17 protein-coding genes and 1 tRNA gene are annotated in these 15342 nt (G+C 68.0%); 5 read left to right on the top strand and 13 right to left on the bottom strand.

The window, feature by feature from the left end; translation table 11 throughout:
* Position 1: 1 nt before the first annotated feature.
* From QQJ79_RS01840 to QQJ79_RS01830, 3 genes are read right to left on the bottom strand one after another with little or no spacing between them, the layout of a single operon-like run.
* Positions 2 to 595, bottom strand: a complete 594-nt coding sequence (locus QQJ79_RS01840) for an NADH-quinone oxidoreductase subunit C (protein ID WP_284220589.1) — start codon at positions 593 to 595, stop codon at positions 2 to 4.
* 23 nt (positions 596 to 618) lie between these two features.
* On the bottom strand, positions 619 to 1290 hold the full coding sequence (locus QQJ79_RS01835) for a NuoB/complex I 20 kDa subunit family protein (protein ID WP_414631325.1): 672 nt from the start codon (positions 1288 to 1290) through the stop codon (positions 619 to 621).
* Positions 1260 to 1637 (bottom strand): NADH-quinone oxidoreductase subunit A, encoded by a 378-nt coding sequence (locus tag QQJ79_RS01830; RefSeq protein ID WP_284220500.1) that lies wholly within the window; start codon positions 1635 to 1637, stop codon positions 1260 to 1262. Before QQJ79_RS01830 ends, QQJ79_RS01835 begins: the two co-directional genes overlap by 31 nt.
* A gap of 212 nt (positions 1638 to 1849) precedes the next feature.
* Here QQJ79_RS01830 and QQJ79_RS01825 point away from each other — a divergent pair, with 212 nt between their 5' ends.
* Both QQJ79_RS01825 and QQJ79_RS01820 read left to right on the top strand, forming a co-directional pair.
* Positions 1850 to 3478: an AbgT family transporter gene (locus QQJ79_RS01825; RefSeq protein ID WP_284220497.1), complete on the top strand. Its 1629-nt coding sequence runs from the start codon at positions 1850 to 1852 to the stop codon at positions 3476 to 3478.
* A 95-nt stretch (positions 3479 to 3573) separates the two neighbouring features.
* Positions 3574 to 3650 (top strand) — tRNA-Asp (locus tag QQJ79_RS01820).
* Positions 3651 to 3709: 59 nt separating this feature from the next.
* Here the strand turns inward: QQJ79_RS01820 and QQJ79_RS01815 are convergent.
* A complete protein-coding gene (locus QQJ79_RS01815; RefSeq protein ID WP_284220494.1) occupies positions 3710 to 4528 on the bottom strand; it encodes a polysaccharide deacetylase family protein in 819 nt (272 codons plus the stop codon).
* An 86-nt stretch (positions 4529 to 4614) separates the two neighbouring features.
* Positions 4615 to 4908 carry a hypothetical protein gene (locus tag QQJ79_RS01810; RefSeq protein ID WP_284220492.1) on the bottom strand — a complete coding sequence of 98 codons (294 nt, stop codon included), beginning with the start codon at positions 4906 to 4908 and terminating at the stop codon, positions 4615 to 4617.
* Between the two features lie 305 nt (positions 4909 to 5213).
* Here QQJ79_RS01810 and QQJ79_RS01805 point away from each other — a divergent pair, with 305 nt between their 5' ends.
* From QQJ79_RS01805 to QQJ79_RS01795, 3 genes are all read left to right on the top strand, one after another.
* Entirely contained in the window at positions 5214 to 6818 is a 1605-nt protein-coding gene (locus QQJ79_RS01805; protein ID WP_284220491.1) for a DEAD/DEAH box helicase, read from the top strand.
* Between the two features lie 111 nt (positions 6819 to 6929).
* Positions 6930 to 7985, top strand: a complete 1056-nt coding sequence (locus QQJ79_RS01800; RefSeq protein ID WP_284220489.1) for a GGDEF domain-containing protein — start codon at positions 6930 to 6932, stop codon at positions 7983 to 7985.
* A 38-nt stretch (positions 7986 to 8023) separates the two neighbouring features.
* On the top strand, positions 8024 to 8848 hold the full coding sequence (locus QQJ79_RS01795; protein ID WP_284220487.1) for a lysophospholipid acyltransferase family protein: 825 nt from the start codon (positions 8024 to 8026) through the stop codon (positions 8846 to 8848).
* Between the two features lie 182 nt (positions 8849 to 9030).
* Here QQJ79_RS01795 and QQJ79_RS01790 read toward each other — a convergent pair whose 3' ends face one another.
* The 8 genes from QQJ79_RS01790 to sufC are packed head-to-tail and all read right to left on the bottom strand — an operon-like array spanning position 9031 to position 15319.
* Positions 9031 to 9837, bottom strand: a complete 807-nt coding sequence (locus QQJ79_RS01790) for a MetQ/NlpA family ABC transporter substrate-binding protein (RefSeq protein WP_284220486.1) — start codon at positions 9835 to 9837, stop codon at positions 9031 to 9033.
* Positions 9838 to 9859: 22 nt separating this feature from the next.
* Positions 9860 to 10525, bottom strand: a complete 666-nt coding sequence (locus tag QQJ79_RS01785) for a methionine ABC transporter permease (protein ID WP_284220485.1) — start codon at positions 10523 to 10525, stop codon at positions 9860 to 9862.
* Positions 10525 to 11526, bottom strand: coding sequence for a methionine ABC transporter ATP-binding protein (locus tag QQJ79_RS01780; RefSeq protein WP_284220483.1), 1002 nt, complete (start codon positions 11524 to 11526; stop codon positions 10525 to 10527). Before QQJ79_RS01780 ends, QQJ79_RS01785 begins: the two co-directional genes overlap by 1 nt.
* Complete coding sequence (locus tag QQJ79_RS01775) at positions 11526 to 11924, bottom strand: HesB/IscA family protein (RefSeq protein WP_284220478.1); 399 nt, start codon at positions 11922 to 11924, stop codon at positions 11526 to 11528. Before QQJ79_RS01775 ends, QQJ79_RS01780 begins: the two co-directional genes overlap by 1 nt.
* A gap of 11 nt (positions 11925 to 11935) precedes the next feature.
* The gene (locus QQJ79_RS01770; protein WP_284220476.1) at positions 11936 to 12331 is read right to left on the bottom strand and encodes an SUF system Fe-S cluster assembly protein; all 396 of its coding nucleotides are present in this window, start codon (positions 12329 to 12331) and stop codon (positions 11936 to 11938) included.
* The gene (locus QQJ79_RS01765) at positions 12328 to 13566 is read right to left on the bottom strand and encodes an aminotransferase class V-fold PLP-dependent enzyme (RefSeq protein ID WP_284220474.1); all 1239 of its coding nucleotides are present in this window, start codon (positions 13564 to 13566) and stop codon (positions 12328 to 12330) included. Before QQJ79_RS01765 ends, QQJ79_RS01770 begins: the two co-directional genes overlap by 4 nt.
* Positions 13545 to 14573 (bottom strand): Fe-S cluster assembly protein SufD, encoded by a 1029-nt coding sequence (gene sufD, locus QQJ79_RS01760; protein ID WP_284220472.1) that lies wholly within the window; start codon positions 14571 to 14573, stop codon positions 13545 to 13547. Before sufD ends, QQJ79_RS01765 begins: the two co-directional genes overlap by 22 nt.
* Positions 14570 to 15319: a Fe-S cluster assembly ATPase SufC gene (gene sufC, locus QQJ79_RS01755; RefSeq protein WP_284220470.1), complete on the bottom strand. Its 750-nt coding sequence runs from the start codon at positions 15317 to 15319 to the stop codon at positions 14570 to 14572. The genes sufD and sufC overlap by 4 nt, the downstream gene beginning before the upstream one ends.
* Positions 15320 to 15342: the final 23 nt, after the last annotated feature.

Below are 15342 nucleotides of genomic sequence, written 5' to 3'. Positions count from 1 at the left end.
ATCATCCCGCCTTCTCATCGCCGGGCAGGATGGTCGCCGGATATTCGGCGCCTTCCCAGGGCGACAGGAAATCAAAGTTCCGGAACTCCTGGGTCAGTTTGACGGGTTCATACACAACCCGCTTCTGCTCCTCGTCGTAACGCACTTCGACATACCCGGTCATCGGGAAGTCCTTGCGGAGCGGATGCCCCTGGAAGCCATAGTCGGTCAGCAGCCGGCGCAGGTCGGGGTGGCCCGAGAACAGCATGCCGTACATGTCGAACGCCTCGCGCTCGAACCAGTCGGCGCAGGGGAAGACGTCCACGGCGCTGGGCACCGGCTGGACCTCGTCCGTGGTCAGCTTGACCCGCACGCGCGCGTTCCGCGTCATCGACAGCAGATGATAGACCACCTCGAACCGCTCCTCGCGGTCCGGGAAGTCGACGCCGCAGATGTCGAGCAGCTGCTGGAAGCCGAACCGCTCCTTCAGCGCCGTCAGCACCTCGATGATGCTGTCGCGGTCGGTGATCAGCGTCAGTTCGCCGAACGCCACCTGCGCCTCGACGCCCAGAGCGCCCACCATCTCTGCGCCCAGCGGCGTCAGGGCGGTTTCCATCTCCTGGATACGGGCCAGCGCGGTCATCGGTCGATCGTCCCGGTGCGGCGGATCTTCTTCTGCAGCTGAAGCAGCCCGTACAGCAGCGCCTCCGCCGTCGGCGGACAGCCGGGAACATAGACGTCCACCGGCACGACCCGGTCGCAGCCGCGAACGACGCTGTAACTGTAGTGATAGTACCCGCCGCCGTTGGCGCAGCTGCCCATGGACAGCACATAGCGCGGGTCCGGCATCTGGTCGTAGACCTTGCGCAGGGCCGGAGCCATCTTGTTGGTCAGGGTGCCGGCCACGATCATCAGGTCCGACTGGCGCGGGCTGGCGCGCGGGGCCATGCCGAACCGCTCCATGTCGAAGCGCGGCATCGAGGCCTGCATCATCTCGACGGCGCAGCAGGCGAGACCGAAGGTCATCCACATCAGCGAGCCCGTCCGGGCCCAGTTGATGACGTCGTCCAGCGAGGTGGTGATGAAGCCGCGCTCGCCCAGTTCGGCGTTCACGGCCTCGAAGAATTTGTCGTGGATGGCCGGATCATAGCCCTCCACCGACGACCGGGCGCCGGTGTTGAACATGGTCGTGCTCATCGGCGTGGCCAGCCGCGAGGACGCCGGCCCCACGGGCGAAGCGCCCTGGTTGCCGACCCCGATCAGCGGGACGGTATTGGTCGTCACTCCCATTCGAGCGCGCCCTTCTTCCATTCGTAGATGAAACCGACGGTCAGCACGCCGAGGAAGACCATCATCGACCAGAAGGCGAACACCATGCCCGAGCGGGACAGGTCGAACATCGACACCGCCCACGGGAACAGGAAGGCCACCTCGAGGTCGAAGATGATGAACAGGATCGACACCAGATAGAAGCGCACGTCGAACTTCATGCGCGCGTCGTCAAAGGCGTTGAAGCCGCATTCATAGGCCGACAGTTTCTCGGAGTCGGGGTTCTTCGGGGCCAGGACCCAGGCCGCCAGCATGAAGCCGAGGCCGAGAACCGCCGCGATCCCGAGAAAGATCACGATCGGCAGATATTCGAGCAGGAATGCATTCATCCGGAAGGGACCTTGTCCGCCGTCAAAGGGAGGGGCGGATTCGGCGCTTTCTAGCCTTGGAACCGCGCCCGTTCAAACCCATGTGACGAAAGGTTTTTCTTGAGAATGGTTCGCAGATTTGGGGACAGCATGTCGCAGGCCCGACGCCTTGCCTCGCGACGCCCCCTCCCGCCCTATGACCGGCTGATCTGAAGACCGTCCGGGAGGGACGCATGACCATTGGAAGCCGGGTGCTGAACGGCATCGAACGCATTGGCAACAAGCTGCCGGATCCCGTCTTTCTGTTCCTCTGGCTGATCGGCGGCCTGGTCGTCCTGAGCTTGGTCGGGGCCGGTCTGGGCTGGTCCGCGGTCAATCCGGTGACGGGCGACACGCTGGAAGCCGCCAGCCTGCTGTCGCCCGCCAATCTCGAGCGGCTGATCATCGGCATGCCCTCGACCCTGACCGACTTTCCGCCCCTGGGGATCGTGGTCACCATCATCTACGGCGCCTCCGTAGCCGAGCGCAGCGGCCTTTTCACCACCGCCATCCGCGCCGCCCTGCTGAACGCCCCCAAGGTGATTCTGACGCCGGTCATCGTCATTACCGGCATGGTCTCGCACCACGCCTCGGACGCAGCCTATGTCGTGGTCATTCCGCTGGCCGCCGTGATCTTCGCCGCCGTCGGACGGCATCCGTTGGCGGGCCTGGCAGCCGGCTTCGCCGCGGTGTCGGGCGGCTATGCGGGCAATCTCTTTCCCGGCGCGCAGGACGCATTGCTGCTCGGCATCACCGAGCCGGCGGCGCATCTGATCGATCCGTCCTATTCCGTGAACATCGCCGGCAACTGGTTCTTCATCGTCGGCGTCGTGCTGGTCTTCACCCCGATCGTCTGGTTCATCACCGACCGGATCATCGAGCCCCGCCTTGGCCCCTGGACTCCGAAGGACGCGCCCGCCGCGACGGCGGACGAGAAGCAGGTCGTGACCGCGGACGAGAAACGCGGCCTCGCCTTCGCCGGCCTGACCATCCTCGCCATGATCGCCGTCTGGGCGCTCATCACCGCCCTGCCCGGCTCGCCCTTCATCGATCCGGAAGCCGAGCCGGCGCAACGGTTCAACCCGCTCTACAAGTCCCTGGCCGCCTTCTTCGCCCTGACCTTCTTCCTGTCCGGCGCGGCGTTCGGCGTCGGATCGCGCAGCGTGACCAGCCACCGGGATCTCGTGCGCATGATGCGCGAAGGCATCGTCCAGCTCGCCCCCTATCTCGTGCTCGTCTTTTTCGCCGCCCATTTCGTGGCGATGTTCAACTGGTCAGGGCTGGGGCCGATCCTGGCCATCAACGCCGCCGAGCAGTTGCGGCAGATCAACATGCCCGCCCCCCTGCTGCTGATCAGCGTCGTCCTGGTGTCCTGCTTCTTCGACCTGTTCGTCGGCTCGGCCTCGGCCAAATGGTCGGCCCTCGCCCCGATTGTCGTGCCCATGTTCATGCTGCTGGGCATCAGCCCCGAGATGACCACGGCCGCCTACCGCATGGGCGATTCGGTGACCAACATCGCCACCCCGCTGATGAGCTACTTCCCCCTCATCCTGACCTTCGCCCAGCGCTGGGACCCGAGGTTTGGCCTCGGCTCGCTGATGTCGACCATGCTGCCCTACGCCGGCGCCTTCCTGATCGCAGGCCTGTCCATGGTGGCGCTGTGGGTGGCACTGGATCTGCCGCTGGGGCCGGGGGTCGGCGTTCACTACACGCCGCCGCCCCCTGCGGTCGCCGTCCAGCTGCCCGCGGACGGCGGCATAACGGGCCCGGTCGCGCCGCCGGAAGCCGCCGCCGTGGCGGGTCCGGGAGCCGTGACGCGCTGATCGTCGATTTCATTCCCGGACGCGCTTGACAGTGCGAGGCCCCCCCGCCTAAACGACGCCCCTCGCCGCGGAGCACTGCTTCGCGTCGGGAATACGCGGGTGTAGCTCAGTTGGTTAGAGTGCCGGCCTGTCACGCCGGAGGTCGCGGGTTCGAGTCCCGTCACTCGCGCCATTCCCTTTGAAATCGAATTCAGGGAATGGCGCGGCCCCGCCGGTGTGAACCGGCTCCCGTCACCGCAGCGTCAACACCGCATCCTCGGCCGCCAGCGCCTGTGCGCGTCCTTCCGGCCCCGCCGTGATCTGGACGAAGGTGAAGCCCCGCGCGGTCAGTTCGTCCAGCAGGCCCGGCAGGGCCTGGATCATCTGCGGCCGGGTTTCGTGCAGGATCAGCACGCCGCCCTGGTTGCTCTCCATCGCGTTGAGGGTGATCCGGGTGATCGATTCGGCGGAATAGCCGCGCCAGTCGTCGGTGCCGGCCTCGGCCGAGACGACGATGACGCCCCGCTGGTTCAGCCAGTCGGCCATGTATGCGCCCTCGCCGAGACCCGGAAACCGGAACATCGGCTCGATCCGGGCGCGCTCCCCGGGCGGGGCGTCGGCCAGGGCGGCCTCAAGGGCGGCATAGCTCCGGCGCACCTCGCTGACCTGGGCCTCGCGGGCCCAGTAGCGGAGATAGGTCGGGTGCGACCAGCTGTGGCTGGCGACGTTGTGGCCCCGGCGCACGACCTCGCGCACCTGTTCGGGATTGGCCCTCACATACTGGCCGACGAAGAAGAAGGTCGCCTTGATTCCCCGCTCGTCGAGGATGTCCAGCACCCGGCTGTTGTACAGGGAACTGGGGCCGTCATCGAAGGTCAGGGCGATGGCTCTGGGCGGCAGCGGCGTCCGGCCGTGCTGGATCGAACCGTAGCGCCCCGGCGGCGTCGCCAGGATCGCCTGACCCGCCTGCGCCGTCGCGCGGGGAAAATAGGGAACCTCGCTGCCCTCGGCGGGCGCGCGCGGCAGCCACACGGCGAAAGCGGCCGTCAGGGCGATCAGGAACAGACGCACACACCCTCCCCCGAGGCTTCAGCTTCTCACGCTACCCCTGCAACGCCGTCCAGCGAGGGCGCGCAACCCGTGGGGGATATCGGATGTTACGGGTTCCGGCCCGCGACCAGCACATTCTGGACCCGGCGGCCCAGCGGATCGCGGGAATGCCAGGTCTGGCCGACCTCGGCCTCGACCATCTGGGTGCAGAATCGCGGGATCAGCATATAGGGCCGCATATTGGTCAGGCAGACCTGCTCGCCCGCGACCGACCAGCGCGCCGCCAGCCGACGGCCGTCGGAAAACTGCGCCGCATAGGTGCCGTCAGGATTGAACCAGTGTTTGACCCAGCCGCCGTCCGGGTAGCGCGAAACGACGGTATTGCCGAAAACGGAATTCATCTCGGCCCGACCCGGACCCGCAGCCAGACATGCGACTGTCAGCGTCGCGACGGCAAGCGTTCGCAGCATTCCAGCACCCCTACTCAGCCCTTCCCGATGCGGACTATTAACGTTCGGTTAGATAATTCCAACCCCTGACTCCGGGCACACGAATAGTTGACTCTCGCGTGGGGGCTTCTATATGCGGCGCACGTTCGGGACAGGACTGGCGAATCCGCGCCGCCCGCTCGCCCAGAGACAGGGCGGTTCCGCGACATCGCACGACGGCCCGATGCGCGGGACGTCCTTACCAGTCCCAAGGACCCATGACCGAATTCTCCCAGCTGGGCCTCTCGGCCACGACTCTCAAGGCCGTCGCCGACACCGGCTACACCACGGCCACCCCGATCCAGGCCTCGGCCATCCCGGTGGCCCTCGCCGGCCGCGACGTGCTGGGGATCGCCCAGACCGGCACCGGCAAGACCGCCGCCTTCACCCTGCCGATGATCGACCGGCTGTCGTCGGGCCGGGCCAAGGCCCGCATGCCGCGCGCCCTCGTCCTGGCCCCGACCCGCGAACTGGCCGACCAGGTCGCCTCCTCGTTCGAGAAATACGCCAAGGGCACCAAGCTGAGCTGGGCCCTGCTGATCGGCGGCGTCTCCATGGGCGACCAGGTGACCCTGCTGAACAAGGGCGTCGACGTCCTGATCGCCACGCCGGGCCGCCTTCTGGACCTGTTCGAGCGCGGCAAGGTCATGCTCAACGGCGTCGAGATCATGGTCATCGACGAAGCCGACCGCATGCTGGACATGGGCTTCATCCCCGACATCGAGCGCATCTTCAAACTGACGCCGCCGCGCCGCCAGACCCTGTTCTTCTCGGCCACCATGCCGCCCGAGATCACCCGGCTGACGACCCAGTTCCTCAAGGACCCGACGCGGCTGGAGGCCTCGCGCCCCGCCATGACGGCCGAGACCATCACCCAGTATCTGGTCCGCATCCCCTCCAGCGACCCCAAGGCCAAGCGCGCCGCCCTGCGCGCCCTGATCGGCCGCGCCGACGTGCGCAACGGCATCGTCTTCTGCAATCGCAAATCCGAAGTCGACGTCGTCGCCAAGTCGCTGAAGCAGCACGGTTTCGACGCCGCGCCGATCCATGGCGACCTTGACCAGTCGCTGCGCATGAAGACCCTGGCCGCCTTCCGCTCGGGCGAGCTGAAGCTGCTCGTCGCCTCCGACGTCGCCGCGCGCGGCCTCGACATCCCCGACGTCAGCCACGTCTTCAACTACGACGTCTCCCACCACGCCGACGACTACGTCCACCGCATCGGCCGCACGGGTCGCGCGGGCAAGCTGGGCCAGACCTTCATGATCGTCACGCCGGCGGACGACCGGTCGCTCGACAAGGTTCTGAAGCTGATCAAGATGGACCCCATCGAGCTGACCCTCGACGGCGTCGACTTCTCACCCGGCAAGACCCAGCCGCGCCGTGATCCGGATCGTCCCGAACGCGCGCCCGCCCGTGGCCGTGGTCGCGGTCCCCGCGAAACGCCGCAGGACGCGGCCGTTGAGCCTTCAGAGGTCGTCGCTCCCGTCCCGACCGCCGAGCCGGCGAAGACGGAAGCCGCTGTCGAGGCGCCCGCGAGCGATATCCCGACGACGGACGCGCCCAAACCGCGTCGGACCCGCAGCCGTCGCGGCGCCAGGTCCGCCGCCACAGAGGCCGTCGAGATCGCGGACGCCCCGGCTGCGGCGCCGGTCGCCACTGCGAACCCCGCGTCCCAGGACCGTCCCGTGCAGGAAACCCACCTGCGACAGTCGGACCGTCGGGGCGACAATGCGAGCCCCGAGCCGCAGCGTTCGAACGGCCGTCCGTTCGGCGAAGGCGATATTCCCGCCTTCCTGCGCCGACCCGTCTCCCTCAAGAGTTGAAATAACTCCCAATTCGGCGATCAGCGAACCGGATTTAACCCGTCGTTACGGAACCGCGCATAGCGTTACCGGCGAGATCGGTCGCTCGGTGCGGCCCGGCGGGGAATTTGTATGGCGGCTGAACTCGAAACCACTCTTCGGGGACCTGAAGCCTACGGTCTGGCGCGCCGGGTCATCGAGGCGATGGAAGCCGCGGGCGTCTGGCCGACGCCGCTGAATTTCGAGATCTGGGTCCATTACCTCGGCGACCCGGAAGGGCCGCTCGGCCGCGAAATCACGCGCATTCTGGCGGCGTCCGAGCCGTTCACCGAAGCGACGGCCGACATGCTGGCCGCCGAATACCTGCCCCGCGGGCGCCTGACCGAAGAGATTCGCGACGCCGGCCGCGTGCTGGACCGGGAACTGTCCAGCGTGTCGGAAGCCATCTCGAAGGCCCACCAGTCCCAGGCCGCCTACGGCCAGACCCTGGACAAGGCCGCGACCAGCATCGAGACCGCCGGCGACGGCGCCGGCCTCCGGGCCATCGTCTCCGGCCTGACCTCGGCCACCCGCAAGGTCCAGCGCGAGAACGAGACTCTGGAGAAGCGGCTGGACGCCTCGACCCGCGAAGTCGCCCGTCTGCGCGAGCACCTCGAGCAGGTGCGACGCGACGCCATGACCGACGCGCTCACCAACCTGGCCAATCGCAAGGCGTTCGACGAACATCTGGACGCCGCCTGCGCCCAGGCCGAGACCGGGGGCGGCGCCCTGACGCTTGCCGTGCTCGATATCGACCACTTCAAACGGTTCAATGACACCTGGGGGCACCAGACCGGCGACCAGGTGCTGCGCTATGTGGCCAGCGTCATGGGACGCGTGGCCAAGGCGCCCCGGATCGCCGCCCGTTACGGCGGCGAAGAGTTCGCCATGATCTTCCCCAAGGAAAACGTGGTCCAGGTCGAGGCGGCGCTGGAGTCCATCCGCAAGGAGATCGCATCCCGCTCGCTGCGTCGCCGCTCGACGGATGACGAACTGGGGGCGGTGACCCTGTCCGCCGGCTTCGCGCAGCGCCGGCCGGGCGAGACCGCCTCCGCGCTGCTGGATCGCGCCGATGCGGCCCTCTATGCCTCCAAACACGCCGGTCGCAACCGCATCACCAGCGCCGAGTGTCTTGACGAGGCCGCCTGACGCCTTCCGCCCCGGTCGTTTCGCGTCATAGTGGACCGATGCGCAGCTTCGCCTTCAACCTCGCCTACTGGACCCTGTCGATCGCCTATGCCTCGGCCGCGGCCTTCGCGGCCCTCACGCCCGGGCGGGGCGCGACCAGCTGGATCATCCGCCGCTATGTGAAACGGATGGTGCAGGCTATGCGCCTGCTGGCCGGCATCCACCTGCAGGTGCGCGGCCGCGAACGCCTGCCGACCGGCGCCTTCATCATCGCCTCGAAGCACCAGAGCTGGGGCGACGGCTTCGCGACCTACGACCAGTTCGACGACCTCGCCTTCGTCACCGGCGACCATCTGGAGAAGTTTCCGCTCCTCGGCACGGTGCTGCGCAAGCTGGGCGCCATCGTCGTCAACAACTGCGGCGGCCGCGAAGCCCGCGAGGCGTTGAAGGATCGCTCGGCCGACGCCCATGCCGCGGGCCGCAAGATCCTGATCTATCCCGAGGGCAATCTGGCCAAGGTGGGCGAGAAATTCCGCTACCGGTCCGGCGTCTGGCACATGTACCGCGACTTCGACATGCCGGTCGTGCCGCTGGCCACCAACCTGGGCCTGTTCTGGCCGCAGGAAGAATTCCGCAAGAACCCCGGGACCGCGACGCTGGAGTTCCTCGATCCCATTCCGACGGGGCTGGGCAAAGACGAATTCCTCGCCCGGCTTGAGGCCGTCGTTGAGGGCAAGACCGCGGAACTGATCGCCGAGGCCACCGGTCAGCCTGTCACGCCCGCGGTCACGGTTCTGGCCCCGGACGAGGTGGCCAGGGCGAACCTCAGCGCGTTGACACCCGACGCCTCGTCAACCCGAGACGGATCAGGTCGAACAGGATGAAGCCGGTCGCCAGGCCCAAAGCCTGCGGCCACCAATCGCCGGGACTGTCGCCGTTCCACGAACGAAACAGAGCGACGAGCGACACTGCGACACTCGCGCGCGCGAGGGAAATCATCAGGCTCCGCTTCGGCATGCCACACCCCTAAATCGCTAGACGAGGGTATAGGGAATCAACCAGTGGTTCAAGCCGCCGGGATGACGGCGCCGTCATACTTCGCGGCGATGAAGTCCTTGACCGCCTGGCTGCGCAGCATGGCCGCCAGGGCGACGATGCGCGGGTCCGTCCGATTGTCCGGCCGCGCCACCAGATAGTTCACATAGGGGCTGTCGGCGCCTTCCAGCGTCAGGGCGTCGGTGCGCGGCTTCAGGCCGGCGTCCAGGGCGTAGTTGGTGTTGATCACCGCCATGTCGACCTGGTCCAGCACACGCGGCAGGGTCGCGGACTCCAGTTCGCGGAAGCGCAGGTTCTTCGGATTTTCGACGATGTCGCGCAGCGTCTGAAGCGGATTGGCCGGGTCCCGCAACCGCACCAGACCCGCCTTCTGCAGCAGGATCAGCGACCGCCCGATCGACGATGCGTCATTGGGCACCGCCACCTCGGCGCCGTCCGGCAGTGCGGCCAGCGAGCGGAAGCGGCGCGAATAGGCCCCCAGCGGCTCGACATGCACCCCGGCCACCGTGATCAGGTCCGAACCGCGCGAGGCGTTGAACTCGTCCAGATAGGGCTTGGTCTGGAAATAGTTCACATCCAGCCGGCCTTCGGCCAACTGGGTGTTCGGCTGAACATAGTCATTGAACACCTTGATCTCGATCTGGATTCCTTCAGCCGCCAGCAGCGGTTTGATGTGTTCCAGGATCTCGGCGTGCGGCACGGCGGTCGCCCCGACCATCAGCGGGCCTGTGGTTCCGGCGGTCTTGTCCGCACCCTGCCCGCAGGCGGCGAGCGCCGTCGCGGCGGCGGCGAGGGTCAGGAGCGAGCGACGGTTCATGGCGGGCCTTTCGGGGATGCGATCAGCGATGGGAAACGGCGGCGACCAGCCGGTCGCCGAGCATCTGGAGAAGCTGCACCAGCAGGAGCAGCAGAACGACGGTCACGACCATGACATCGGTCTGGAACCGCTGGTAGCCGAAGCGGATGGCCAGGTCGCCCAGCCCGCCCGCGCCGACCACCCCGGCCATGGCGGTATAGCTGACTAGGGCGATGGCGGTGACGGTCGCGCCGGCGAGGATGCCCGGCATGGCCTCCGGCAACAGGGCGCGCGTCACGATCTGGAAGGTCGAGCCGCCCATGGCCTGGGTCGCCTCGACCACCCCCTTGTCGACCTCGCGCAGCGCCGTCTCGACCAGGCGCGCGTAGAAGGGCGCCGCGCCCACGACCAGCGGCGGAATGGCTCCCGCAACCCCGAGCGACGTGCCGACCAGCAACACTGTCACCGGCAGCATGACGATCAGCAGGATGATGAAGGGCACCGATCTCAGGATGTTGACGACCAGCGACAGCACCGCGTTCACGACCGGATTGGCCGCCAGCCGCCCCTTGCCGGACAGGTACAGCAGCACCCCCAGCGGAATGCCGAATCCGACGGTCAACGCCATCGACCCGCCGAGCATCAGCAGGGTGTCCCGCGACGCCCGCGCGATCTCTGGCCAGTCGACATTGGCGAAGAAGCCATCCATCAGACCGTCCCCCCCACGTCCTCGACGGCGACGCCGCGCGCCGTCAGCTGCGCCACCGCCGCCTCGGCGTCGCCGCCGGTGAAGGCCACGACCAGCTGCCCGTAGGGCTCGCCCCGGATGCGGCTGATCCGCCCCGACAGGATCGAATAGTCCACGCCCACCGAGCGCGCGACGCGGCTCAGCTCGGGCTCATAGGTCGAGCCGCCCCGGAACGTCAGCTTGGCCAGCCGGCCGCCTGGCGGCACGTCGGCGGTCTCGAACCCCTCCTCGCCCTCGGCCAGCATGGCGCGGGTGGCGGCGTGTCGCGGATGCAGGAAGACGTCGGCGGTCGCCCCCTGCTCCACCACCCGCCCGTCCTTCAGCACCGCCACCCGGTCGCAGACCCGGCGCACCACCTCCATCTGGTGGGTGATCAGGACGATGGTCAGCTTCAGGTCGCGGTTCAGCTGGTCCAGCAGCGACAGGATTTCATCGGTCGTCTCGGGATCGAGGGCGCTGGTCGCCTCGTCGCAGAGAAGTACGCCGGGCTCGCAGGCCAGGGCCCGGGCGATGCCGACCCGCTGCTTCTGTCCGCCCGACAGCTGCGCCGGATGTTTCTTCCCATGCTCCGACAGGCCCAGCTGTTCCAGCAGGTCCGCGACCCGCCGATCCACCTCGGCCGCCGGCCGACCCTCCAGCCGCAGCGGGAAGGCCACGTTCTCGGCCACCGTCTTAGCGTTCAGCAGGTTGAAATGCTGGAAGATCATTCCGATCCGCCGACGCGCGGCGCGCAGCTCGGCCGGGGCGAGGGCCGTCATCTCGCGCCCGTCGACGGTGACCGTCCCCGCGTCCGGCCGTTCCAGCAGATTGATGGTCCGGATCAGGGTAGACTTGCCCGCGCCCGACCGCCCGACCACGCCGAACACCTGCCCCGCCTCGACGGTCAGATCGACCGCGTCCAGCGCCACGCGCTCGCCCGCCGCGCTCCGGAAGCGCCTGGTGACCCCTTCCAGCCGGATCATCAGTCGGCTTCCAGCGCCTTCGCGGGAATGATGGTGACGCTCTCGCCGCAGCCGCAGGCGTCCGTCTGGTTCGGATTCCGGAAGACGAATTTCGACGCCAGCTTCGTCGTCTCGTAGTCGATCTCCGAGCCGATCAGGAACAGGATGGCCTTGGGGTCGATCAGGATCGTGACGCCCTTGTCCTCGACCACCTCGTCCAGCGGCTCGATCGTCTCGGCATAGGCGAAGGTGTATTCCTGCCCCGCGCAGCCGCCGTTCTTCACCCCGACGCGCAGGGCGACATAGGGCTTGTCGGCTTTCGCCATGATGTCGCGCACGCGCTCCGCAGCGGCGTCCGTCAGGCTGACGGCCTTGGGACGCGGACGGCGCGGGCGGGGCGTGGTCTGAAGTTCGGTCATCGGACGGTCCATCAGAACATGTTCAGGGCCAGCTTGGCCTCGTCGCTCATCTTCGACGCGTCCCACGGGGGATCGAAGGTCAGTTCCGCGCGCGCCGACCGGACGCCCTCGACCTTCTTGACCGCCTCCTCGACCCAGATCGGCATCTCGCCGGCCACGGGGCAGCCCGGCGCGGTCAGGGTCATCTCGACCACCACGTCGCGATCGTCGGACAGGTCGACCTTGTAGATCAGCCCCAGTTCATAGATGTCGACCGGGATTTCCGGGTCGTAGACCGACTTCAGCGCCTCGATGATGTCGTCCGTCATCCGGTCGATCTCGGCCTGGGCCAGGGCGCTCTTCTGCGGCGCGTCCCAGGCTTCGGCGAAGGCCGCGCTGTCGGTCTTTTCGGTCGTCGGATCGCTCATGCGAAAAACTCACGGGCCTTGATCAGGGCGTCGGCGAAGGCGTCGGCGTCCTCGAGGGTGTTATATAGGGCGAAGCTGGCGCGGGCGCTCGACGTCAGGCCAAATCGTTTCGCCAGCGGCTCGGCGCAGTGCAGGCCCGCGCGCACGGCGACGCCATAGCGGTCCATCACCTGGGCGATGTCATGGGCGTGGGCGCCCTCGACGGTGAAGGTCAGGATGGCTCCCTTCCCCTCCGCCGCGCCGATGACCCGCAGCCAGTTCAGCCCGTCCAGCCGCGCGAGGGCGTGGTCATAGACCGCGCGCTCATGCGCCGCGACGGCGTCGTGGTCGAAGCGCGACAGCCATTCGATCGCCGCGCCCAGGCCGATGGCCTCCAGGATCGGCGGCGTGCCCGCCTCGAACCGGTGCGGCGGTTGCGCATAGCGGACCGCGTCCTCGGTGACCGTCTCGATCATCTCGCCGCCGCCCTGGTACGGCGGCAGGGCCTCCAGCGCCTCGACGGTTCCATAGAGCGCGCCGACGCCCGTCGGGCCGTACAGCTTGTGGCCGGTGAAGGCGTAGAAGTCGCAGCCGATGGCCTGGACGTCCGGCGCCGCGTGCACCGCCCCCTGACAGCCGTCGATCAGCACCTGCGCCCCGACCGCGTGGGCCATTTCCGTGATGGCCCGCACCGGATTGATCGTGCCCAGCACATTGGACATGTGGGTCACGGCGACGACCTTCGTCCTCGTCCCCAGCAGGTCCGCATAGGCCGCCATGTCGAGCGAGCCGTCGTCCAGCACCGGGATCCACCTCAGCACCGCCCCGCGCCGCTCGCGCAGCATGTGCCAGGGCACGATGTTGGAGTGATGCTCCATCTGGCTGACGATGATCTCGTCGCCCGGCTGGATGGACTGGCCGAGGCCGGACGCGACCAGATTGATCGCCTCGGTCCCGCCCTTGGTCCAGACGATGTTGGACGACGCCTCCGCGTTCAGCAACCGCGCCACGCCGTCGCGCGCCGCCTCGAACGCCTCGGTCGTCTCATTGGCCAGGGTGTGCAGGCCGCGATGGACGTTGGCGTAGCTGCCCTCCATCGCCGCCGTCATGGCGTCGATCACCGCCCGCGGCTTCTGCGCGGAGGCGGCCGAGTCCAGATAGACCAGCGGCTTCCCGTTCACCTGTCGCGACAGGATCGGGAATTGCGCGCGGGCGGCGTAGGGGTCGAAGAGAGTCACAGGCGAGCCGTCAGCCATTCCCGCACCACCTCTCTCGCGCCTTCATGTACGATCCGGTCGACGACCTCGATCAGGAAGGCCTGGGTCAGCAGCGCCCGCGCCTCGTCCGCCGCGATCCCGCGCTGCTGCATGTAGAACAGCGCCGCCTCGTCCAGATTCCCCACCGTATTGCCGTGCGCGCACTGCACGTCGTCGGCATAGATCTCCAGCTCCGGCTTGGCGTCGATCTCGGCCCGTTCGCCCAGGATCAGGGCGTGGTGACCCATCCGCGCATCCGTCCCGTCGGCCCCGCGTTCGACCACGATCTTGCCCTGGAAAACGCCGCGCGCCGTGTCGCGCACCACGCCCTTGGTCAGCTGGCTGGTGACGCCGTCCGCCGCCACGTGATCGACCACGCTGGTCAGATCGGCCTGCCGCTCGCCCGACAGCACATAGACCCCGTCCAGCCGCACATCCGCGCCTCTGGCCCGATGGGTTACCTGCGTCTCGAGCCGTTGCAGCTTCGCGCCGGTCGTCAGGATCGTCTGGCGGTACAGCCCGCCCGCCTCGACCCGCACCTGCGCCTGGGTGATCGACATCGCATCCGCCGGCTCGTCGGTCAGCACGATCCGGGTCACCTCGGCGCCCCGCGCCACGTCCAGCTCCAGCCGGTTGTGCGCGACATAGGCCGAGCCGTGCCCTTCATGGCTCTCCAGCAGCAGCAGCTTCGCCCCGGCCCGCACCGAGAGCCGCGCCGTCAGCGCATGACCCGTCCCCTGCGCCCGCGAGATCAGGCGCAGACGCACCATCTTGTCTCCGGAGACCATCATCTGGGTCTCGCCCACGGCCCGGCCGTTGACAAACACCATGGCCTCGCCGCCCAGGGCCTCGAACGGTCCGCCGCCGACCAGCGGCACCGTCGCCGACGGCGAAGGCGCGGGGGCCTCGCGCAGGTGACGGCGCAGGTCGGAGTATTTCCACGCCTCGACCCGGCGCGAGGGGAAGCTGGAGGCGTCCTTCAGATCGATGAGCGGAAAGGCGTTCACGCCGCCTCCATCGCATATTTGTCGTAGCCCTCGGCTTCCAGCTGCAGCGCCAGTTCCGGCCCGCCCGAGGCCACGATCCGCCCGCCGGCCAGCACATGCACCCGGTCCGGTTTGATGTAGTCCAGCAGCCGCTGATAGTGGGTGATCACCAGCATGGCGCGGTCGGGCGAGCGCAGGGCGTTGACCCCCTCGGCCACGATCCGCAGGGCGTCGATGTCGAGGCCCGAGTCCGTCTCGTCGAGGATCAGCAGCGACGGCTCCAGCAGGGCCATCTGCAGGATCTCCATCCGCTTCTTCTCGCCGCCCGAGAAGCCGACGTTGAGCGGCCGCTTGAGCATGTCGAAATCCATCTTCAGCGCCGTCGACGCCGCCTTGACCATCTTCAGGAAGGCGGGGGCCGTGACCTCCTCCTCGCCGCGCGCCCGCTTCTGGGCATTCAGCGCCGTGCGCACGAAGGTCAGCGCCGGGACGCCGGGAATCTCGATCGGATACTGGAACGACAGGAACACGCCCTTCGCCGCCCGCTCGGCGGGCTCCAGACCCAGCAGGTCCTCGCCCTTCCACGAGACGCCGCCTTGCGTCGCCTCATAGCCGGGCCGTCCGGCCACGGCGTAGCCCAGCGTCGACTTGCCGGCCCCGTTCGGCCCCATGATGGCGTGCACCTCGCCCGCCGGAACGTCGAGCGTCAGGCCCTTGAGGATCGGCTTGTCGCCGACGGAGACGTGGAGGTTGGAGATGGAGAGCATTTTTTTGTCTGCGGCAGGCGAAG

The organism is Brevundimonas denitrificans (assembly GCF_030160755.1).
In the GTDB taxonomy this organism is placed as follows: Bacteria; Pseudomonadota; Alphaproteobacteria; order Caulobacterales; family Caulobacteraceae; genus Brevundimonas; species Brevundimonas denitrificans.
The sequence above is the reverse complement of the archived record's forward strand: the minus strand, read 5'-3'. Positions and strand labels throughout refer to the sequence as shown.